Here is a 20,451-nt window from a genome sequence, read left to right on the forward strand (position 1 = left end):
TTTTCAATGAATACCGTGGCAACCCCAACGACTTCCACTCAACTCCCCGGCTGGCGAGCGACCGCATCGCAGTATGCGGCGCTGACCAAGCCGCGCGTCACGCAGCTCGCCGTGTTCTGCGCCGTGATCGGCATGTTCCTGGCGACGCCGGGCATGGTGCCGTGGCCGGTGCTGATCGGCGGTGCGGTCGGCATCTGGCTGTTTGCCGGCGCGGCCTTCGCCATCAACTGCCTGGTCGAGCGCAAGATCGACGCGATGATGCGCCGCACCGCCTGGCGCCCCTCGGCCAACGGCGAACTGGGCACGCGCCAGATCTTGCTGTTCTCGCTGGTGCTGGGCGGCGCGGGCATGTGGACGCTGCACGTGTTTGCCAACGACCTGACGATGTGGCTGACCTTCGCCACCTTCATCGGCTACGCGATCATCTACACGCTGCTGCTCAAGCCGGCCACGCCGCAGAACATCGTGATCGGCGGACTGTCGGGCGCGATGCCGCCGGCGCTGGGCTGGGCGGCCGTCGCCAACAGCGTGCCGGCCGAGGCGTGGATCCTGGTGCTGATCATCTTCACCTGGACGCCGCCGCACTTCTGGGCGCTCGCGCTGTACCGCCGTGCCGATTACGCCAAGTCCGGCCTGCCGATGCTGCCGATCACGCACGGCGAGAAATACACGCTGCTGCACATCCTGCTGTACACGCTCATCATGATCGCCGCGACCATCCTGCCGTTCGTCTATGGCATGAGCGGCGTCATCTATCTGGCGACGGCGCTGGTGCTCGGCTTCGGTTTCCTCGCGTATGCGTGGCGCATGTATCGCAACTACTCCGACGCGCTGGCGCAGAAGACTTTCCGCTACTCGATCATCTATCTGTCGATTCTGTTTGCCGCGCTGCTGGTGGACCACTACTTCAAGTTCGGCCCGACGCTCACCCAAAGCGCGGCGCTGTGACGCTGTGCAGCGGGCGCGCCGTTGGCGTTACCCTAGGCGGTCTGCTCTCAACACGATGACCATGCTCTCCTTCCGATACTTCCGTGCTGTGTTGTTTGCCGCGCTGGCCGCCACCGTGCTGGCGCTCGCGGCATGCAGCGACAAGCCCGCCTTCAAGAACCTCGACATCACCGGTTCCAAGAGCTTCGGCACCGATTTCTCGCTGGTTGACCACACAGGCAAACGCCGTACGCTCGAAGATTTCCGCGGCAAGGTCGTCGTGATGTTCTTCGGCTACACGCATTGCCCGGACGTCTGCCCGACCACGCTCGCCGAACTGCGCGCCGTGATGGACAGCCTCGGCAAAGACGCCGACCGCGTGCAGGTGCTTTTCGTCACGGTCGACCCCGAGCGCGATACGCAAGACCTGCTGGCCAAGTACGTGCCGGCGTTCGACCCGCGCTTCATCGGCCTGCGCCCGGCCAACGAGGCGGAGCTCAAGAAGGTCGCTTCCGACTTCAAGGTGTTCTACAGCAAGGTGCCGGGCAGTTCGCCCGACAACTACACGATGGATCACACCGCCGGCAGCTACATGTTCGATCCGAAGGGCAACCTGCGCTTGTTCATCAAGCATGGCCAGGGCCCCGAGCCGATCGCACACGACATCAAGCTGCTGCTCGACTGATCCCGCAGCGAAGCGCCCAAAGAAAAAGCCCGCCGAAACTTGGCGGGCTTTTTACTGGCCGGAAGTCGCTCAGGCAAAAGCCTGCAGCGCTCCTTTCATCTTCTTCATCGCGGCCGATTCGATCTGGCGGATGCGCTCGGCCGACACGCCGAACTCGTCAGCCAGCTCGTGCAGCGTGGCGCCGCCCGATCCGTCGTCGTTCACGTTCAGCCAGCGGGCTTCGATGATGCGGCGGCTACGGTCGTCCAGCTTGGCCAGCGCCGTTTCGATGCCTTCGCTTTGCATGCGATCCTGGCTGCGCGATTCGATCACGCGGGTCGGCTCGTTGTGCGTATCGGCCAGGTAGGCGATCGGGGCGTACGACTCTTCGCCGTCGTCCATCTGGCCTTCCAGCGCGATGTCGCCACCTGAGAGGCGCGTTTCCATCTCGCGCACTTCGGCGCCTTTGACGTTGAGTTCGGCCGCCACGGCGTCGATCTCGTCCGAAGTGAAGGTTGCCTGTGCGTCCTGCTTGTGGCTGCGCAGGTTGAAGAACAGCTTGCGCTGCGCCTTGGTGGTCGCCACCTTGACCATGCGCCAGTTCTTCAGGATGTACTCGTGCATCTCGGCCTTGATCCAGTGCATCGCGTACGAGACGAGACGCACGCCCTGATCCGGGTCGAAGCGCTTGACGGCCTTCATCAGGCCGATGTTGCCTTCCTGGATCAGGTCGGCATGCGGCAGGCCGTAGCCGAGGTAGCCGCGGGCGATCGACACCACCAGACGCAGGTGCGAAAGCACCAGGCGCCGTGCGGAATCGAGGTTGTCGTTGTCGCGGTAATCGCGGGCCAGAGATTGTTCTTCTTCGGCCGAAAGCATCGGCACCCGGTTGACGCTCTGGATATAGGCGTCGATGTTGCCCAGGTTGCCGGGGAACGCCAGCGCCCATCCATTGCCGGACGGCTGCGTGGCGATAGCGGTAGTGGTGTTCACGGGAATAACGGCGTTCACTCAGGACTCCTGTCGAAATCCAGTGGAGGTTTGGAAGGGCATCTTAGCACTCCAACCGGAAGAGTGCTAATCAGACATTTTGATCCGGTTGATAGTTCCCGTAAATTAGAAGATTGGCCTCGATAGTGTGATGTTTGCGCCGCAACAATATGCGCGGCACACCCAGTCATAGACCACGGTCCGGGGCGACAGTTCTCCCTTATGCCGCCGTGTTACGCCCGCGTGACTTGGCCCAATAAAGTGCGCGATCGGCTTCACGCAATGCGGCGTCGGGGTCGCGTATTTCGGACCCGGGGCAGGCCACGCCGATGCTGGTCGTCACGTGCAGCACGGAGTCTCCCGGCAGATGAATCGGCGGGCGAATCGCACCGACGATCTTCTGTGCGGTGTGCAGCGCATCATCCGGGGCATCGATGGGGTCGAGCAGGATGATGAATTCGTCACCTGCAAGGCGGGCGACGGTGTCTGTGCGGCGCACGGCACGTTGCAGGCGGCTGGCCACTTCCATCAGCACCCGGTCGCCGGCGGCATGGCCGTAGGTGTCGTTGATGTGTTTGAAATGATCCACGTCCAGATACAACACGCCCAGCGGGGCGGGCTGGCGCTGGCGGCGCTCCAGTGCGGTGCGCAGGCGCTCGTACAGTTCGTAGCGGTTGGGCAGGCCCGTGAGGGCGTCGAAACGCGCCATGCGCGAGAGCTCCATTTCGCTGCGCTTGGCTTCGGTCACGTCCTGGACGAACGCGTAGAAGCCGCAGTGATCGCCGTTCGTCTCCGCAGCGTCGACGACCAGATGACCGCGGAAGTGCCGCGTGCGGGCGCGCAACCCGCTGGCGTGCGGTTTTTCGTACCACGGCGCGGTGATCTCGAACTCGACCGACTCTCCCCGCTGCGCCCGCACCATGTACGGCGCCAGCAGCGCGTACGTGCCGGGCGTGAAGACCTGCTCGGGTGTCTGCCCGCAGACTTCCTCGGGCGTGCGCTGCAGCCACCGTGCGTGCGTGACATTGCAGAAAGTGAAGACGCCGTCCGGGTTGATGTGCGAGACCAGCAGCGGTGCGTTGTCGAGCACCAGCTTGAGTGCGCGCTCGCTGCGCGCCAGGGCCAGCTCGGCGGTGGTGCGGGCGGTCAGGTCCTGCAGCACCGAGAAATAGCCGCGCAGCGTGCCGCGATCATCGTAGTCGGGATAGTAGTGGCCGCTCAGGTAGCGGGGCACGCCGGTGCGCATGGACGTGACTTCGAACTGCACCGGGTAGCCGGCCAGCACCTCGGTCATGTAGGGCAGCAGCGCGCGGTAGTCCTCGGGGGTGTAGATGTCGCGCACGTGGCGGTCGAGCATGCCGTCTTCGCCCCGGCCGAAGGCTTCAAGCAGCGTGCGGCTGGCAAAGCGGACGATGCCGTCGGTGTCGACATAGCTCAACTGCGCCGGCACGTTGTCGGCCACCAGGCGCAGCTGTTCGCGGCTGGCACGCAGCGCGTCGCGACGGTGCTCGAGGCTCTCGTTGGCGGTGCGCAGCGCGCGCTCGGACGCCGCGAGCCGGTTGGCAAACGGCCGCACCGTCAGCCGGATCGCCAGCACGCTGCCGATCATCAGGCACAACATGAAGGCCGCCAGCCGCTCGAACTGCACACGCATGGGGGCGTACAGCTCGGCGCTGGCGATCTTGCTGATCAGCGCCAGGCCCGTGTGGCCGATGGGCGTGTAGCTGAACGAGGTCGGCATGCCGTGGATGTCCTGCCACTGGCCATAGCCGGCCTGGCCGGCCAGCGCCAGGCGCGACGGCAGCGGCCGGTGGTCGACCGTGCGCGGCGGCAGCTCGAAGACGTAGGTATCAAAGCGCTGCGGAAACGACATCGCCCGGCCGCGGGCATCCCAGCCCGACATGGCCAGCGTTTCCGTGCGGCCGGCGCCGCGCACGTTGGTGTAGCGGGCCGTCATGTGGGCCAGGGGCTGCTCGGCGACGAGCCAGCCGATCTGCCTGCCGTCGGCCATGACGGGCGTTTCGGTGCGCATGGCAAAACCGTGCACCCACTGCAGGGTGACGCGCTCGGGCGCCAGGCCGGCGTGCAGCGGAATCGACAGATCCGGCTTGAGCGCCGGCGTGCCCAGGCTGACGACGCCCTCACCGGCCAGCGTGCGCAGTTGCAGGTACGAATAGCCTTGGTTTCGGTAGGCTTGCAGCGCGCTCTCGCTGCGCAGGCGCACCGCGTTGTCGGACGGATGGCGCAGCGCTTCCTGGATGTGGGTGGCAGCGGCCACCAGCCGCGGGTTCTCCGCGCGCATGGCGAGCAGTTGGTCGAGCTCCTCTGCATAACTGGCCAGCGCACGTGCGCGCGTCGTGCCGAAGGTCACGCTGGTGCTGTCCACCTGGATGATGAAGGCTGTGATCGTCGCGCCCAGCCCCGCCAGCAGCACGCAGCCGCCGCTGGTCCAAACGATGGTGTCTTCGGACAAGAGCCGCACGCGTATCAGCCCGGGATGCCGGGCCACCGCCACACACAGCACCGCCGTGACCAGCAACAGCGTGCAGATGGCCGCGATGTCCGAGGCACGCCAGCGCAGCCACGCGGGGTAGAGGTATTCGAGCGCCATGGCCCGGCCGAGCAGATCGCCGGCGCACAGCAGCATCGCCAGGGCCACCAGCCCCCACACCCATTGCGCGCGGTGCGGCTTGCGCAGCGTTGGCACCAGACTCAGCGCCGCCGCCGAAGCCGCCATTGCCAGCGCATGGCTGGGGTGCATGCCACCGATCCATCCCGTCACCCATTGGCGAGCCAGCCATCGGTGCACATCCGGAAAATCCAGCCCGATCGGCCAGCCGGTCGTCACTTCCGCCAGTCGCAGCAGGCACAGCACCGCCACCGCACCGCCCAGCGCGCGTGCCACCGGATCGGCCCAGCGCACGTCCGGCCGCACCGTGCCGACGAGCAGTACCCCCACGCCCGAGCCCAGCAGCACCAGGTTGAGCCCGGTGGCAAACACGATCAGCAACTGGTCTGTGCCCAGCTTCACCGCCCACGGCCAATGCTGCAGCCAGCCAACCATCACGGTCAGCCCGACAAGGACGAGGAGGGCGCCGATGCCGCCGGCAATGGCGACAAGCGGCCGGCGAGGAACCATGCAGATCAGGCGTGAGCGAGGCGGTTTCAGGGCGGATGTCTTCTAACCGGAAGATCGGCCGAAAACCGCGCCCCTTGAGCGTTTTCAGGCAAACGCGCAAGGTAAATTGCCATGTCTGCAATGTGGTGTGACGGATCCGTCTGTCAATGCGATGCCCGCTGCACGTCGAGCGCCCGCCGTGCGGTCACGCAAGTTGGCTACACTGCCCGAACATCGCAAACATTGTTACAGGAGCCGTCATGACCATCGTCGTCAGCAAGGACAGCGAAGGCCTCTTCCGTCACAAAGTCACGTTTCCTGAAGGCGTGACCTACACCGACGTGCCCAAGCCCACGGGCGAGGGCAGCGCGCCCGACCCGCACGCCTACTTCGATGCCGCCCTGGCCGCCTGCAAGACGCTGACCGTCACGCTCTATGCCCGCCAGCGCAAATATCCGCTCGATTCGATCGACGTGGCCGTCGAGCACGACGGCAGCCAGGAGCGCCAGGGCCGCTACAAGCTGCGCACCGTGCTGACCCTGCATGGCGACCTGACCGATGAACAGCGCGCCGACCTGCTGCGCGTGGCCGGCAAGTGCCCCATCCATAAGCTGATGACCGAGGTCGAGATCAGCGTCGACACCGAACTTGCCGAACGCGCCTGAGCCAGAGAGAGAATCACCATGACTTCCATCCAGCACATCATTGGCCCGCACGTGCGCGACCTGGGCGGCTTCTCGGTCAAGCGCGTATTGCCCTCGGCCGCGCGCCAGACCGTGGGCCCGTTCATCTTCTTCGACCACATGGGCCCCGTGGATTTCGGCCCCGGCGAGGGCATCGACGTGCGCCCGCATCCGCACATCGGGCTGGCCACCGTCACCTACCTGTTTGACGGCAGCATGGTCCACCGCGACAGCCTCGGCAGCGTGCAGACCATCACCCCCGGCGATGTGAACTGGATGACCGCCGGCAACGGCATCGTCCATTCCGAACGCTCGTCGCCCGAGGCACGTGAAAAGGGCGCGCGCATGCACGGCATCCAGACCTGGGTGGCACTGCCGAAGGATCAGGAAAAGGTCGAGGCCAGCTTCGCCCACCACGCGGCCAGCACGCTGCCCAAGCTTGAGTGCCCCGGTGTGCAGGGGGTGGTGATTGCAGGCGATGCATTCGGGCTGACGTCGCCCGTGAAGGTGAGCTCGCGCACGCTGTACGTGGCGTTGGAACTGGCGGCCGGCGCGTCGCTGGTGATTCCGCCCGAGCATGCGGATCGCGGCCTGTATCTCGTCGAAGGCGCCGTCACGATCGACGGCGAAGCGCTTGATCCGCACCACCTCGCCGTGCTGGAGCCGGGCGGCGACGTCACGCTCACCGCGCAGGTGTCGTCACGCGTGATGCTGCTGGGCGGCGACCCGACGGATGGTCACCGCCACATCTACTGGAACTTCGTCGCCAGCGACAAGGCGGACATTGACGACGCCAAGCAACGCTGGGAGGCCGATGCCTTCGCCCACGTGCCCGGCGAGACGGAGCGCATCCCGCTGCCGCCCAAGTAAGACCGAAAGAAGACCGAAAGACCGACGATCGATCAGGCAGCCTGCGCCGGTCGTGCACACCGCACGATCGCGCGGACCTGCTTGGCGATCGGCTCCGGCACCGGCTGCTTGCCGTCGAGCACCGCGGCAATCCATCGCGCCGTCGCGGCCACATCGGTGCCCGCCGGCAATTCGGGCGGCGCATCGCTCGACCCTTCCACCGCCTCGATCACCGTTTCGTGCATGCCGTCGTGCAGCCACTCCACTGCGCTGCCGCGCCGTGCATCGGCCACTGCTTCGCCTTCGGTGCCCCGCGCCAGCAGCACGTTGGCGGGGTGGCGCAGGAAGTAATCGGTGAGCGTGTCGCGGTATTCCGGGTGCGTGTAGCTGACCAGCCGCAGTGCTTCGTGCGGCGCGTGCCCACCGATGGGCTGCAGCATCTTCACCACCGTGTGCGATGAATTGCGCAGCCCGACGATCTCGCGTTTGTCGAGCAGCGCGGTCAGCTCGGGCGACAGCACGTCGATCGGCACATACGCGAGCCGATCGTTTTCCAGCCGCTCGCGGGCTTCGTCCATGTGTTCGCAGATGGGCCAACCGAGCGCTTCAAACAGCGCAGCCGTGGTGATGCGGCCGTCGAAGCGGCGGATGCCGTGGACCAGCACTGGCACGCCTTCACGCGCCAGCAGCTTGGCCAGCAGCGGCACCAGGTTCGGTTGGCGGCGCGCGCCGTTGTAGCTGGGGATGACGACCGGCAGCGCGTGCTCCGGTGTATCCGGCGCCGGCAGCGGGCGGCAGTGCGCGTGCGTGGCTTCCAGCATGCCGTCGAGCTCTTCCGGGGTTTCGCCCTTGATGCGGTAGGCCATGAGAATGGCGCCCAGCTGCACGTCGGCGATGCGGCCTTCCAGCATGGCGGTGAATAACGCGCGTGCGTCATGCTTGACCAGCGCGCGGGCGCCGTCTGCGCCGCGGCCGATTTCCTTGATGAAGCGGGCGGCGGGGAAGGGGCCGTTTGCGAGGGCGTCTTCAGCGGCGTTGTCGGGGAGGATGGGGGGAGCGGGCATGGGTTTGGTGCGGTGTGGATGGCGTGGTGAGGATCATAGCGCTGTGGGTTGCGCTGGCGCCATGGTGGGTTCGCTTTGCTTTTGTGTTGGTGGTCCATCCCTTGTTTCATCCCCTGCCGGGGCTGACTCACTTTCTTTGTCTTGCCAAAGAAAGTCAGCAAAGAAAGGCGCGCCCGAGATGGCGACCCCTCCTTGAATTTCTGTCGCAGGGAGGGGAAGGGAAAAACTCGCTTCGCTCAAACAGTTTCCCTTCCTTTTTCCTCCCTGCAACAGAAATTCAAGGCGCCATCTAGGGCAGGAACGGCAACGGCCAAACCGGCGGTGGGTGGGGCGTGGCGCTGTGTTTGTGGGTGGCCTGCGCCCCGGTGCTCGGGTGTTACGAACTCATGGCGGCTGGGTCCATCCACACCGCTTCCCAGATGTGATCGTCCAGGTCGGCTAGGGCGCGGTTGTACATGAATCCCAGGTCCTGTTTCGGGTTGATGTCGGCGGTGCCGCCGCACTTGGCCGCTGCGTCGCTCATCCGATCTACGGCGTCTTTGCTCTCGCAGGTCAGGGCCAGCATCACTTCGCTGGTGCCTTTTGCCGGGAGCGGACGGGTGGTGAACGTTTGCCACTTTGCGTGCGTGAGCAGCATCACGAAGATGGTGTCGCTCCACACCATGCAGGCGGCCGTGTCGTCGGTGAATTGCGGGTTGTTCTTGAAGCCCAGGGCCTCATAGAACGCTTTGGACTTCTGCAGGTTTGCGACCGGAAGGTTCACAAAGATCGACGTGGTCATGACAGGTCTCCTCGGTTGGGGACAAGCACCGCGCTTGCCTGGCGCAAAGATACGGGCGCCGCGCGCGTTGGCGCATTGACTATTGGTAAGACGCAAACCGCCGTGCTGCTTATCCCACACCCAAGGCAATGGCTTTTCTGAGACGGCTCAGGCTTTCCGGGGTAATGCCGAGCCACGCGGCGATGTGGTGCTGTTTCAGGCGCTTGTGCAGATCCGGTTCTCTGCGGATGAAGTCCCGGTAGCGCTGCATCGCGGCGTCACGGCGAAAGCCGATCTCGATCGGCTCCTTTTCGATGATCCAGTGGCGCTCCATGTAGCGCATGTAGAAGGCTGCGATATCGGGGAAGCGGCTCGTCAGCGATCGGAACGCAGTGAAGTCGTACTCCAAGACGCTGGAGTCTTCGATGGCAGTGATCGTGGATGGGCTGGGTTTGCCCTGCAGCGTCGCACTGACCGACGCAGCAATCCGCCCCTCCGGAAAAAAGTACTTGATGACCATGTCACCTTCCGGGCCCACACAGTGCTGGAAAAACAAGCCCTGAAGGACAAAGGCAAACCGGGTCGGCACCTCCCCCGCAACGATCAACGATTCGTCCTTGCGGTACTGCCGGGGTTGCAGCAAAGCAGCCCAGGCCCGCTCCGCCTCTTCCGAGATATCTGCATAGGTCCGGACCTTGTTGAAAAACGCATCGGTATTCACGCCATCCCTCTCCCATGTGCAAAGTGAACTGCCGGAGGCTTCGAAGAAGCTCAGGAGCCGGTTCGCACAGCATTTGTAGCAGATGGGACCGACCGCGTCGCGACACCGCCAAAACCGCGACGGTTTGGCCTTTGACGTTCCTGCCCTAGATGGCGCCTTGAATTTCTGTCGCAGGGAGGAAAAAGAGAGGAGGCTGTTTGAGCGAAGCGAGTTTGCCTCCTCTCCCTCCCTGCGACAGAAATTCAAGGGATGGGTCGCCGTCTTGGGCGCGCCTTTCTTTGCTGACTTTCTTTGGCAAGACAAAGAAAGTGAGTCAGCCCCGGCAGGGGATGAAACAGGGGTGGACCACCAACATCAAAACCAAACCAAATACAAAAACCTCAAGCCGCTTCCGCAACAGGATGCCGCTGCTTCCGATACAAGAAATCCAACACAGCCGTCCGACAAGCGTGATAAATCGAATCCTCCGCCAACGCCATCCGATCCCGCGGCCGCGGCAAATCCACCGTCAGCACCTCGCCAATCGTCGCCGCCGGCCCATTCGTCATCATGACAATGCGATCCGCCAGCAGCACGGCCTCATCCACATCGTGCGTCACCATCACAACGGTACTGCCCGTAGACGCCACGATCTTCAGCAGCTCGTCCTGTAAGTGCGCCCGCGTCAGCGCATCCAACGCCCCAAACGGCTCATCCATCAACAGCACCTTGGGTTCCATCGACAGCGCCCGCGCAATGCCCACACGCTGCTTCATCCCGCCAGAAATTTCATGCGGATGCTTCTGCTCGGCATGGGTCAACCCGACCAACGCGAGTGCGGCATGCGTGCGCTCACGCAACTGCGCCTTCGTCTCCGTCTTCCCAAACACCCGCTCCACCGCCAGGTACACGTTGTCAAAGCACGTGAGCCACGGCAGCAGCGAATGGTTCTGAAACACCACCGCCCGATCCGGCCCCGGCCCGGCAATCTCGCGCTCGGCAAGAATCAACGCACCACTCGTCGGCCGTGTGAGCCCGGCAATCAGGTTCAGCAACGTCGATTTGCCGCAGCCCGAGTGCCCAATCAACGCAATGCACTCACCGCGTGCCACCGTCAGGTCGATATCGCGCAGGGCAACGAACGGCCCCTTCTTGGTCTTGAACGTCTGCCCGACGTTTTCAATGCGCAGGAATTTTTCGCTCATGGCTTCCCCCTCAAACCGCGTCGTACGAGAACCGCCGCGCGATCGCCAGCAGCGCGTGCTCCAGCAGCAAGCCCACCACGCCAATCACAAAGATGGCGATGACGATGTGCTCGACCTTCAGGTTGTTCCACTCATCCCACAGCCAGAAGCCGATGCCGACACCGCCCGTGAGCATCTCCGCCGCCACGATCACCAGCCACGCCGTGCCGATGGACAGCCGCACGCCCGTCAGCATGTACGGCAGCACCGCCGGAAACAGCACGCGCGTGAACACCTTCCACTCCGACAGGTTCAACACACGCGCCACGTTCAGGTAATCCTGCGGCACGCGCGTCACGCCCACGGCGGTGTTGATGACCATCGGCCAGATCGAGCAGATGAAGATCGCCCAGATCGCCGCCGGGTTGGCCGACTTGAACAGCAGCAGCCCGATGGGCAGCCACGCTAGCGGCGATACCGGCCGCAGCAGGCTGATGATGGGCGAGGTCATGGCGTTGAGAAACGCAAAGCGCCCGATGAGGAAGCCCGCCGGAATGCCGATGACCGCCGCCATCCCAAAGCCCGCACCCACCCGCGCGAGCGACGCCAGCACATTCCAGCCCACACCCTGGTCATTCGGGCCATTGCGGTAGAACGGATCGGCGAAGAGGGCGACCGCCGCTTTCCATGTGACGGCCGGCGTCGGCAGCGCGGGGATGGCCGTGGCGATGCCCTGCCACGCCAGCACGAAGATCACCAGGCCCAGCACGGGCGGAAAGCCGCGCACCACGGCTGCGACAAACCAATCGCGCAAGACGATGCGGCGCGCAGGGACAGCGGCGTCGGACTGCACGCCGGACAACGTTTTGACGAGCGTGTTCATGTCGGGCTCCATCGACGGGAAGGACCGCAATCAGAGAGAAGGTGGAAGCGTCAGGCTTTGATCTTGAAACCGTCCGCGTAGGCAGCGGGATTCTTCGCATCCCACACCACGCCATCGATCAGCTTGGCGGTACGCATGTCGCTCTTCGGCAGCGGTGTGCCGGTGGCGGCCGCGGCCTGCTTGAAGATGTCGATGCGGTTGACTTGCTTGGCGACGGCCGCGTAATCCGGATGCGCCTTCAGCAGCCCCCAGCGCTTGTGCTGCGTGAGGAACCACATGCCATCCGACAGGTACGGAAAGTTGACCGCACCGTCGTGATAGAAGCGCATCGGGTCCGGGTCATCCCACGTCTTGCCGATGCCGTTCGTGTAACGGCCCAGCATGCGGTCGAGAATGATGTCCATGTCGGTGTTGACGTAGGACTTGGCCGCGATGGTCTCGGCCGTCTTGCGGCGGTTCGACGCCGAGGCATCGATGAACTTGCCCGCTTCCAGCACCGCAGCCGTCAGTGCGCGCGCCGTGTTCGGATACTTCTGCACGAACTCCGCCGTGGTGCCGAGCACCTTCTCGGGGTGGTCCTTCCAGATGGCCTGCGTCGTCTCGGCGGTAAAGCCGATGTTGTCGGCAATTGCGCGCGCGCCCCACGGCTCGCCCACGCAGTAGCCGTCCATGTTGCCCACGCGCATGTTGGCGACCATCTGCGGCGGCGGCACCGTGATGGCCTTCGCATCCTGCAGCGGGTGGATGCCGTGCGCGGCCAGCCAGTAGTACAGCCACATCGCGTGCGTGCCGGTCGGGAAAGTCTGCGCGAAGGTGTAGTCGCGCTTGTCCTTCGTCATCACTGCGCGTAGCGATGCGCCGTCCTTGACGCCCGCTTCCTTGAGCTTGCTCGACAGCGTGATGGCCTGACCGTTGTTGTTCAGCGTCATCAGCACGGCCATGTCTTTCTTCGGCCCGCCGATGCCGAGCTGCACCCCGTAGATCAGCCCGTAGAGCACGTGCGCCGCATCCAAGTCACCCGACACCAGCTTGTCGCGCACGCTGGCCCACGAGGCTTCTTTCGACGGCGTGATCTTGATGCCGTACTTCTTGTCGAGGCCCAGCGTGGAGGCCATCACCACCGAAGCACAGTCGGTCAGCGGGATGAAGCCGACCTTCAACTCGGTCTTCTCAGGTGCATCGGAGCCGGCTGCCCAGGCACCGGCACGTACCAGCGGATCGATCAATGCCACGGCACTGCCTCCTGCAATCGTCGCTGCAGCCTTGATGACGCTGCGGCGCTTCGGGTTGATCGGGTTGACGACGAGGTCGGTCTTGTCTGGCGCGGCCATCCATGGCTCCAAGAAAAGAAAAAGGCGTCCCGACGCGCGGCCACGTCCCTCCATGGTGGGGAGCGCGTTTGCCGTGCATCGAGACGCCGTTGTCTCGTGCCGATACCCACGTTGGCATCGGCTTCGCAGCGACACTTGCAAGGGGTATGCCAACTGTGAGGTTCGGAACACGACGCGTGGGGTTCTGAACGCGACGCGTGAGGCTTTTTGCTCCGCAGTTGGCGCTCAGAGCTCGGCACATGAGGCTTTTTTCTCGGCAATCGGAGCTCAGAACTCGGTGCGCCGAGCTTTTTTCTCGGCGGTTCGAGCTCCGAGCTCGACGCGTGAGGCTTTTTTCTCGGCGGTTCGAGCTCAGAGCTCGGTGTGTCGAGCGTTTTTCTCGGCCGTCGGAGCTCAGAACCCGGTGTGTCGAGCTTTTTGCTCGGTCACTGGAGCTCAAAGCTCGGCGGGTGCGGGGCTTTTAGCTCGGCGATTGGGGCTTAGAGCTCCAGGCGTGACACGTTTAGCTCGACGATTGGCGTTCGGAGCTCGGCGCGCGGAGCTTCTTTCTCGGAAGACGGGGCTCGGAACTCGACGCGTGAGCCTTTGAGCTCCGCGTTCGGCGTTCGGAACGCCGCGCGTGAGGCTTGTTACCCCGCAGTCGGAGCCCAACGCCCGGTACGTGCGGTTCAGAAGCCGGCGTTCGAACCTCTGGCCTTGGCGCGAGGCTGGTGCGTTTCCGGCGCCGGACTTGTGCGGCGCACCAAAACTGGGCGGCGTCCGGTGGTCTCAGCCGGCCATCACGTCAATCACGCGCTGGGCGGCTTCGACGAGCTTGATGTTGCGGTCCATCGCCATCTTGCGCAGGCGCTTGAAGGCCTCGTCTTCCGACAGGCTCATCTGCTTCATCAGCAGGCCCTTGGCACGCTCCAGCACTTTGCGCTCGGCCAGCTGGGTCTTGGCGGTGTCCAGTTCGGCCCGCAGCTCGCGCTCGTGCTCGAAGCGCGCATAGGCCACGTCCAGCACGGCTTTGACGCGTGTGGGTTTGATCCCGTCGACGATGTAGGCCGTGATGCCCGCGGCGAATGCCGATTTGATACGCGCGGCATCGTCGTTGTCGGTGAACAGCACGATCGGGCGCGGCGCGTGCTGGGTGGCCACGCAGACGTGCTCGATGGTGTCCCGTGCGGCCGATTCCGAGGCAACGATCACCATGTCGGGTTGTGCCTGCGCAATGCGGTCGGGCAAGGTGAGGTCGGCGTCGGCCAGGCCCACGTCAATGAAGCCGGCTTCGGCCAGGCCCGCACGGATGAGCTCCAGGTTGATCTGCTCGGCGTCGAGCGGATCACGCACCAGCAGCACGCGCATCGGCCCGGCCGGGTGAGCGGCGGCGGGCGAGGCGGAGGGGGCGGGCGGTTTCGTTTGCATGGTGCAAAGTGGGGCGTTGTGCACGGCGCGCATGCAAGAACCGCGCCGGGGCGGTGCGGGTGTATGCTCGCAGCTCGGTCGCCGGGGGGCGGTGGCCGTGTCCCCATGTGTTTTATTCAAGTGCATTCCCAGGAGACCCGCATGACCGAATTTGTCGTCACCCCGCCCACCGTCAATGGCATTCCCGTGCGTGGCGGGCAAGGCCAGTTTCCGGTGCGCCGCGTGTACTGCGTCGGCCGCAACTACGCCGCCCATGCCCGCGAGATGGGTTCCGACCCCGACCGCGAACCGCCGTTCTTCTTCTGCAAGCCGGCCGATGCCGTGCGCTACATCCCCGACGGCGAGACTGGCCAGTTCGTCTACCCCACCGAGACGAAGGATTGCCACTATGAGATCGAACTCGTGGTCGCCATCGGCACGGGCGGGCGCGACATCGCCGTGGAAACGGCGGCCAAGCATATCTACGGCTACGCCATCGGCCTGGACATGACGCGCCGCGACCTGCAGAACGCTGCCAAGAAGGGCGGCCGCCCGTGGGAAACCGGCAAGGCGTTCGATGGCTCGGCCCCCATCGGCCCGATCGTTCCCGTGAAGGATGTCGGCCACCCGAGCGAGGGCGCGATCACGCTGTCGGTCAATGGCAAGGAACATCAGCGCGGGGACTTGTCGGACCTGATCTGGTCAGTGCCGGAAACCATTGCGTACCTCTCGCGCCTGTTCGAGCTGCGCCCCGGCGATCTGATCTACACCGGCACGCCCGAGGGCGTCGGCCCGGTCGTCGTTGGCGACCTGATGGTCGGCAAGATCGACGGCGTGGGCGAACTGCACGTGAAGGTCATCTGAGGCAGAACCATGTCGATCAAGCTGTACAACTACTTCCGCAGTTCGGCGTCGTTCCGTGTGCGCATCGCGCTGGAGATCAAGGGCCTGCCGTATGAGTACGCGCCGGTCCACCTGCTCAAGGGCGAGCAAATGGCGCCCGACTTCGTCAAGCTCAACCCCGATGCGCTGGTGCCCGTGCTGTGCGATGGCACCGACGTGTTGAACCAGTCGCTGGCGATTGTCGAATACCTGGAAGAGACGCACCCCGAGCCCACGCTGCTGCCGGGCTCGCCCAGCCACCGTGCGCACATTCGCGCGATTGCACTGGCGATTGCGTGCGAGATCCATCCGCTCAACAACCCGCGCGTGCTGAAGTACCTCAAGCACACGTTCAACGTGGAAGAGGAAGCGCGCAACGACTGGTATCGCCACTGGGTGAAGCTGGGGTTTGCGGCGCTGGAGACGCGGCTGTCGGCGTCGCCGCTCACGGGTGCCTACTGCGTGGGTGACACACCGACCCTGGCGGATGTGTGCCTCGTGCCGCAGGTGTTCAACGGCAAGCGGTTTGATGTGGCGGTGGAGGATTACCCGACGCTGGCGCGCATCTTTGAACACTGCATGGCGCAGGAGGCGTTTCAGCGGGCGGCGCCTGGGGTGCAGCCGGATGCGGCTTCTGCGTAATCGGTAGCATTCCTGCACAAAACAAAACGCCCTGACTGGATCAGGGCGTTTTTACGTGGAACCGTTGCGCGTGAGGGGCGTTTTCAGCCCAACAACGCATCCGCAAATTCGCGCGCCGAGAACGGCTGCAAATCCTCCACCTGCTCCCCCACGCCAATGAAGTACACCGGCACTGGCCGCTGCCGCGCAATTGCAGCCAGGATGCCGCCCTTGGCGGTGCCGTCCAGCTTGGTGACGATCAGGCCCGTGAGGCCGAGCGTATCGTCAAAGGCCTTCACTTGCGCCAGGGCGTTCTGCCCCGTGTTGGCATCGATCACCAGCAGCGTTTCGTGCGGTGCGGTGGCCATCGCCTTGCCGATCACGCGGCGCACCTTCTTCAGCTCTTCCATCAGGTGCAGCTGCGTCGGCAGGCGGCCTGCGGTGTCGGCCATGACGATGTCGATGCCGCGTGCGCGCGCTGCGTTCACGGCATCGAAAATCACGGCGGCCGGGTCGCCGGATTCCTGCGCGACCACGGTCACGTTGTTGCGCTGTCCCCAAATCACGAGTTGCTCGCGCGCAGCGGCGCGGAAGGTGTCGCCCGCGGCCAGCAGCACCGATTGGCCATAGGTCTGGAAGTGCTTGCACAGCTTTCCGATGCTGGTCGTCTTGCCGGCCCCGTTGACGCCCGCAATCATGATCACCATCGGCTGCTCGCGGCCGAGCACCATGGTTTTCTCCAGCGGGTGCAGCAGTTCGACCAGCAGGTCGCGCAGGGCGGTCTTCACGCCTTCGGCGGTGTCGATGCGCTCGGCCTTGATGCGGCGGCGCAGTTCGCCCAGCAGGTATTCGGTGGCGTCGACGCCGGCGTCGGCCATCAGCAGCGCGGTTTCGAGTTCTTCGAACAGCGCTTCGTCCACCTTCACGCCAACGAAGAGCGTCGTGAGGTTCTTGCTCGTTTTCGACAGGCCTGAGCGCAGGCGCGACATCCAGCCCTTGCGGGCCTGTTCGATGACGGCGGGCGTCGGCACCGTTTCGAACTCGTCGGCCTGCATGTCGAGCGAGGCGGTTTCGGCAGGCGCGTCCGGTACAGCCACTGACTTGGGCGGTGCAATGGTGGGTGCGGGTGCCGCAACCGGCGCCTCGGGCACCACCGGCGCGCTCGGGGCTGGTTCGGGCTTGGGTTCTGGGGCGGGGCTTGGCGCTGGCGCCTGCGGGGCGGCGGCCGGTTCGGGTGCCGTGCCTGCGCCAAAGCCCAGGCGCGACAGCCAGCCAGGGCGGGCTTCTTCCGCGATGGGCGGCGTGGCAGGTGTGGCGCTGCCGTCTGGCGCATCGGTTGTGCCTGGTGCGCCTAAAGTCGCCGCAGGCGAGGGGGCAGCCGAGGCAGGCACCGGTGCCTGGACGGCTTCGGGTGCGGCTTCGGGCGTGGGTTCAACGGCCAGCTGCGGCTCGGCTTTGCGCTTCTTCCAGAAACTAAACATCGTAGGGGCGGGTCTATTCGCCGTTAGAATCAAGCGTCGAATTTTATCAGACGGCCCCTATGCGCTCTTCCATGCGAATCGTTTCAAACCGGGCCCGGCTGGGCACCTGGCAATTGGCTGCGACGGCCCTGGCGGCGGCACTGCTGGCCGGCCCCCTTGGTGCACAGGAGCTGGCTTCTGCGCCGGCACGTGCAGGCGCTACCGCAGCCGAGGCCAAGGTGGGCGCCAGCCAGTCCGACACGCACGAATACAAACTCCCCAACGGCCTGCGCCTGATCGTCAAGGAAGACCACCGCGCGCCCACCGTGGCCCACATGGTCTGGTACCGCGCTGGCAGTATCGACGAGCACAACGGCACCACCGGTGTCGCCCATATGCTCGAGCACATGATGTTCAAGGGCACCAAGGCGGTCGGCCCGGGCGAGTTCTCGCGCCGCGTGGCGGCCCTGGGCGGCCGTGAGAACGCCATGACCACGCGCGATTTCACGATGTACTTCCAGCAGATCGAGAAGTCGCATCTGGCCGATGTGATGGGCCTTGAAGCCGATCGCATGGCCAATCTCCAGCTCACCGACAAGGAGTTCAAGCCGGAGATGAACGTGGTGAAGGAAGAGCGCCGCATGCGCATCGACGACTCCGCCCGTTCGACCGTCTACGAGCAGATGCTTGCCACGCTGTTCAACGCCGCGCCGTATCGCAACCCGACTATCGGCTGGCCGGGGGATCTGGACACGATGACGGTGCAGGACGCGCAAAACTGGTACCACGCCTGGTACACGCCCAACAACGTCACCGTGATTGTGGCGGGCGATGTGAAGCCGGACGAGGTGTTCCGCCTCGCGCAGCGCACCTACGGCAAGCTCAAGCCGCACGCACTGCCGCGCCGCTATGCGCAGGAAGAGCCCAAGCAGATCGGCGTGAAGCGCATCTGGGTGAAGGCGCCGGCCGAGAACCCCTATGTCGTGCTGGCCTACAAGGCACCGCCGCTCAAGGACGTGGAGAAGGATGTCGATCCGTACGCGCTCGAAGTCCTGTCCGCGGTGCTCGATGGTTATGACAATGCCCGCTTGCCGAACCTGCTCGTCAAGGGCGAGAAGCGCATTGCGGATGACGTCAACGCCGGCTACGACGGCCTGAACCGCGGTCCGTCGATCTTCCTGATGGACGGCACGCCCGCTGACGGCCACACCACCGCCGAGATCGAACAGGCGCTGCGCGCGCAGATCGAGCGCATCGCCAAGGAGGGCGTGACCGATGCGGAGTTGAAGCGCGTCAAGGCGCAGGTCGTGGCCGGGCAGATCTACAAGCGCGACTCGGTGTTCGGTCAGGGCATGGAGATCGGCATGAACGAGATGACCGGCCTGTCGTGGCGCACGCTCGACCGCCAGCTCGAGAAGATCAAGGCCGTCACGTCGGCGCAGATCCAGCACGTTGCACAGACGTATTTCAGCGAAGACAACCTCGTCGTGGCCACGCTGCTGCCGCAACCGATCGACCCCAACAAACCGGCGCGCAAGCCTGTTCCCGGCATGCGCGATGAAGGAGGGCTGCGTTGATGCGCGCCATGTCTATCACTCTGAAGACGGCGCTGGTCGCCATCGTTGCAGCGGCGACGCAGAGCGCGCTGGCCGCGCTGCCCATTGAACACTGGACGGCCCCGACCGGCGCGCGCGTGTACTTCGTTCCGAGCCCGTCGATCCCGATGCTCGACATCAACCTCGACGTGGATGCGGGCTCCCGTTATGAGCCGGCGGCCAAGGTGGGCCTGGCATCGCTCACGGCTGGCATGCTCGACAAGGGCGTCGCAGCGCAGGGCAATGCTCCGGCGCGTGATGAAGCAGCGATTGCTGATGCGTTTGCCGATGTGGGCGCGAGCTTTGGCGGTGGCGCCGGCGGTGATCGCACCAGCCTGCGCCTGCGCACGCTCTCGGACCCGACCGAACGCGGCCCGGCCATCGCGCTGATGACGCAGATTGTCTCGGCGCCGACCTTTCCCGATGCCGTGCTCGCGCGCGACAAGCAGCGCCTGGTGGCGGCCATCCGTGAATCGCTGACCAAGCCGGGTGTGCTGGCCGAGCGCGCGTTCGGCCAGGCCATCTACGGCACGCATCCGTATGGCCAGACGGCGTCGCCCGAAACGGTGGAGAGCATCACGCGCGATGACATCGTGCGCTACTACCAGGCCAACTACACGGCCAAGCGCGCGGTGGTGACGCTCATTGGCGCGATCAGCCGCCAGGAAGCCGAGACGATCGCTGAGCAGATCACGCGCGGCCTGCCCGCCGACGGCGCAACGCCTCCGCCATTGCCCGACGTGAAGATGCCGCTGGCGAAGGCCCAGACAATCCGCATTCCGCATCCGGCGCAGCAGGCCAGCATCATCATCGGCCAGCCCGGTATCACCCGCAGCGATAAGGATTACTTTGCGCTGCTGGTCGGCAACTACGTGCTGGGTGGTGGCGGCTTCAGCGCACGCCTGACCAACGAGGTGCGCGAGAAGCGCGGCCTTACCTACAGCATTGGCAGCTACTTCGCGCCGGCAGCGCAGCCCGGCCCGTTCGAGCTGGCATTGCAGACGCGCAAGGACCAGACCGAGGCTGCGCTGACCGTGGTGCGTGACACCGTTGCCAAGTTTGTCGCCGAGGGGCCTACCGACGTGGAATTGAAGGCGGCCAAGGACAATCTCGTCAACGGTTTCCCGCTGCGGCTGGACAGCAACCGCAAGCTGCTGGACAACGTCGCCAACATCGGCTGGTACAACCTGCCGCTGGATTATTTGGATACGTGGACGCAGCGCATCGCGGCCGTGACGCGCGACCAGGTGCGCGCGGCGTTCCAGCGCGTGCTGCAGCCGCAGACCATGGCGACGATCGTGGTGGGTGGTCCGGAGAAGCAAGCCGCGAACTGACGTAGGCGCCTTCATCCGAA

18 protein-coding genes are annotated in these 20,451 nt (G+C 64.9%); 8 read left to right on the plus strand and 10 right to left on the minus strand.

The annotated features are described in order from the left end of the window. Positions 1 to 6: 6 nt before the first annotated feature. Complete coding sequence (gene cyoE, locus NG900_RS02830) at positions 7 to 948, plus strand: heme o synthase (protein ID WP_252676466.1); 942 nt, start codon at positions 7 to 9, stop codon at positions 946 to 948. Between the two features lie 61 nt (positions 949 to 1,009). Then, entirely contained in the window at positions 1,010 to 1,612 is a 603-nt protein-coding gene (locus NG900_RS02835; RefSeq protein WP_252676468.1) for an SCO family protein, read from the plus strand. 69 nt (positions 1,613 to 1,681) lie between these two features. Here the strand turns inward: NG900_RS02835 and rpoH are convergent, their stop codons facing one another. Further along, positions 1,682 to 2,602 (minus strand): RNA polymerase sigma factor RpoH, encoded by a 921-nt coding sequence (gene rpoH / locus NG900_RS02840; protein ID WP_420804108.1) that lies wholly within the window; start codon positions 2,600 to 2,602, stop codon positions 1,682 to 1,684. Between the two features lie 199 nt (positions 2,603 to 2,801). After that, a complete protein-coding gene (locus NG900_RS02845) occupies positions 2,802 to 5,720 on the minus strand; it encodes a sensor domain-containing diguanylate cyclase (protein WP_252676470.1) in 2,919 nt (972 codons plus the stop codon). A 239-nt stretch (positions 5,721 to 5,959) separates the two neighbouring features. Here NG900_RS02845 and NG900_RS02850 point away from each other — a divergent pair, with 239 nt between their 5' ends. Beyond that, positions 5,960 to 6,364, plus strand: coding sequence for an OsmC family protein (locus NG900_RS02850; protein ID WP_252676472.1), 405 nt, complete (start codon positions 5,960 to 5,962; stop codon positions 6,362 to 6,364). A gap of 18 nt (positions 6,365 to 6,382) precedes the next feature. Next, the gene (locus NG900_RS02855) at positions 6,383 to 7,252 is read left to right on the plus strand and encodes a pirin family protein (RefSeq protein WP_252676475.1); all 870 of its coding nucleotides are present in this window, start codon (positions 6,383 to 6,385) and stop codon (positions 7,250 to 7,252) included. Between the two features lie 32 nt (positions 7,253 to 7,284). Here the strand turns inward: NG900_RS02855 and ybiB are convergent, their stop codons facing one another. The 7 genes from ybiB to NG900_RS02890 all read right to left on the minus strand — a co-directional run bounded on the left by ybiB (position 7,285) and on the right by NG900_RS02890 (position 14,560). Continuing rightward, entirely contained in the window at positions 7,285 to 8,295 is a 1,011-nt protein-coding gene (gene ybiB, locus NG900_RS02860; RefSeq protein WP_252676477.1) for a DNA-binding protein YbiB, read from the minus strand. Between the two features lie 376 nt (positions 8,296 to 8,671). Continuing rightward, on the minus strand, positions 8,672 to 9,076 hold the full coding sequence (locus NG900_RS02865; RefSeq protein ID WP_252676479.1) for a VOC family protein: 405 nt from the start codon (positions 9,074 to 9,076) through the stop codon (positions 8,672 to 8,674). A 109-nt stretch (positions 9,077 to 9,185) separates the two neighbouring features. Next, positions 9,186 to 9,776, minus strand: coding sequence for a Crp/Fnr family transcriptional regulator (locus tag NG900_RS02870; protein WP_252676481.1), 591 nt, complete (start codon positions 9,774 to 9,776; stop codon positions 9,186 to 9,188). Positions 9,777 to 10,156: 380 nt separating this feature from the next. Next, positions 10,157 to 10,960 (minus strand): ABC transporter ATP-binding protein, encoded by an 804-nt coding sequence (locus NG900_RS02875; protein ID WP_252676483.1) that lies wholly within the window; start codon positions 10,958 to 10,960, stop codon positions 10,157 to 10,159. A gap of 10 nt (positions 10,961 to 10,970) precedes the next feature. Continuing rightward, the gene (ntrB, locus tag NG900_RS02880; RefSeq protein WP_252676485.1) at positions 10,971 to 11,822 is read right to left on the minus strand and encodes a nitrate ABC transporter permease; all 852 of its coding nucleotides are present in this window, start codon (positions 11,820 to 11,822) and stop codon (positions 10,971 to 10,973) included. A gap of 50 nt (positions 11,823 to 11,872) precedes the next feature. Beyond that, the gene (locus NG900_RS02885) at positions 11,873 to 13,153 is read right to left on the minus strand and encodes a CmpA/NrtA family ABC transporter substrate-binding protein (protein WP_252676487.1); all 1,281 of its coding nucleotides are present in this window, start codon (positions 13,151 to 13,153) and stop codon (positions 11,873 to 11,875) included. Between the two features lie 768 nt (positions 13,154 to 13,921). After that, positions 13,922 to 14,560: an ANTAR domain-containing response regulator gene (locus NG900_RS02890; RefSeq protein WP_252676490.1), complete on the minus strand. Its 639-nt coding sequence runs from the start codon at positions 14,558 to 14,560 to the stop codon at positions 13,922 to 13,924. A gap of 141 nt (positions 14,561 to 14,701) precedes the next feature. Between NG900_RS02890 and NG900_RS02895 the strand changes: the two genes are divergently transcribed. Both NG900_RS02895 and maiA read left to right on the plus strand, forming a co-directional pair. Then, positions 14,702 to 15,403 (plus strand): fumarylacetoacetate hydrolase family protein, encoded by a 702-nt coding sequence (locus tag NG900_RS02895; protein WP_252676492.1) that lies wholly within the window; start codon positions 14,702 to 14,704, stop codon positions 15,401 to 15,403. A gap of 9 nt (positions 15,404 to 15,412) precedes the next feature. Continuing rightward, positions 15,413 to 16,063 (plus strand): maleylacetoacetate isomerase, encoded by a 651-nt coding sequence (maiA, locus tag NG900_RS02900; RefSeq protein ID WP_252676494.1) that lies wholly within the window; start codon positions 15,413 to 15,415, stop codon positions 16,061 to 16,063. An 83-nt stretch (positions 16,064 to 16,146) separates the two neighbouring features. Here the strand turns inward: maiA and ftsY are convergent, their stop codons facing one another. Further along, positions 16,147 to 17,523: a signal recognition particle-docking protein FtsY gene (gene ftsY / locus NG900_RS02905; RefSeq protein ID WP_252676496.1), complete on the minus strand. Its 1,377-nt coding sequence runs from the start codon at positions 17,521 to 17,523 to the stop codon at positions 16,147 to 16,149. 59 nt (positions 17,524 to 17,582) lie between these two features. Between ftsY and NG900_RS02910 the strand changes: the two genes are divergently transcribed. Together NG900_RS02910 and NG900_RS02915 are read left to right on the plus strand one after the other, a co-directional pair. Next, a complete protein-coding gene (locus NG900_RS02910) occupies positions 17,583 to 19,079 on the plus strand; it encodes a M16 family metallopeptidase (protein ID WP_252676498.1) in 1,497 nt (498 codons plus the stop codon). After that, the gene (locus NG900_RS02915; protein WP_252676500.1) at positions 19,079 to 20,431 is read left to right on the plus strand and encodes a M16 family metallopeptidase; all 1,353 of its coding nucleotides are present in this window, start codon (positions 19,079 to 19,081) and stop codon (positions 20,429 to 20,431) included. Before NG900_RS02910 ends, NG900_RS02915 begins: the two co-directional genes overlap by 1 nt. The last annotated feature ends 20 nt before the right edge of the window (positions 20,432 to 20,451 follow it).

Origin of the sequence: Ralstonia soli, from assembly GCF_023955655.1 — a bacterium.
In the GTDB taxonomy this organism is placed as follows: Bacteria; Pseudomonadota; Gammaproteobacteria; order Burkholderiales; family Burkholderiaceae; genus Ralstonia; species Ralstonia soli.

Bases quoted from the DNA above. Each gene is read 5' to 3' on its own strand.
- cyoE (WP_252676466.1), top strand. From the start codon at position 7: ATGAATACCGTGGCAACCCCAACGACTTCCACTCAACTCCCCGGCTGG.
- NG900_RS02835 (WP_252676468.1), top strand. From the start codon at position 1,010: ATGCTCTCCTTCCGATACTTCCGTGCTGTGTTGTTTGCCGCGCTGGCC.
- NG900_RS02845 (WP_252676470.1), bottom strand. From the start codon at position 5,720: ATGGTTCCTCGCCGGCCGCTTGTCGCCATTGCCGGCGGCATCGGCGCC.
- NG900_RS02850 (WP_252676472.1), top strand. From the start codon at position 5,960: ATGACCATCGTCGTCAGCAAGGACAGCGAAGGCCTCTTCCGTCACAAA.
- NG900_RS02855 (WP_252676475.1), top strand. From the start codon at position 6,383: ATGACTTCCATCCAGCACATCATTGGCCCGCACGTGCGCGACCTGGGC.
- ybiB (WP_252676477.1), bottom strand. From the start codon at position 8,295: ATGCCCGCTCCCCCCATCCTCCCCGACAACGCCGCTGAAGACGCCCTC.
- NG900_RS02865 (WP_252676479.1), bottom strand. From the start codon at position 9,076: ATGACCACGTCGATCTTTGTGAACCTTCCGGTCGCAAACCTGCAGAAG.
- NG900_RS02875 (WP_252676483.1), bottom strand. From the start codon at position 10,960: ATGAGCGAAAAATTCCTGCGCATTGAAAACGTCGGGCAGACGTTCAAG.
- ntrB (WP_252676485.1), bottom strand. From the start codon at position 11,822: ATGAACACGCTCGTCAAAACGTTGTCCGGCGTGCAGTCCGACGCCGCT.
- NG900_RS02885 (WP_252676487.1), bottom strand. From the start codon at position 13,153: ATGGCCGCGCCAGACAAGACCGACCTCGTCGTCAACCCGATCAACCCG.
- NG900_RS02890 (WP_252676490.1), bottom strand. From the start codon at position 14,560: ATGCAAACGAAACCGCCCGCCCCCTCCGCCTCGCCCGCCGCCGCTCAC.
- NG900_RS02895 (WP_252676492.1), top strand. From the start codon at position 14,702: ATGACCGAATTTGTCGTCACCCCGCCCACCGTCAATGGCATTCCCGTG.
- maiA (WP_252676494.1), top strand. From the start codon at position 15,413: ATGTCGATCAAGCTGTACAACTACTTCCGCAGTTCGGCGTCGTTCCGT.
- ftsY (WP_252676496.1), bottom strand. From the start codon at position 17,523: ATGTTTAGTTTCTGGAAGAAGCGCAAAGCCGAGCCGCAGCTGGCCGTT.
- NG900_RS02910 (WP_252676498.1), top strand. From the start codon at position 17,583: ATGCGCTCTTCCATGCGAATCGTTTCAAACCGGGCCCGGCTGGGCACC.
- NG900_RS02915 (WP_252676500.1), top strand. From the start codon at position 19,079: ATGCGCGCCATGTCTATCACTCTGAAGACGGCGCTGGTCGCCATCGTT.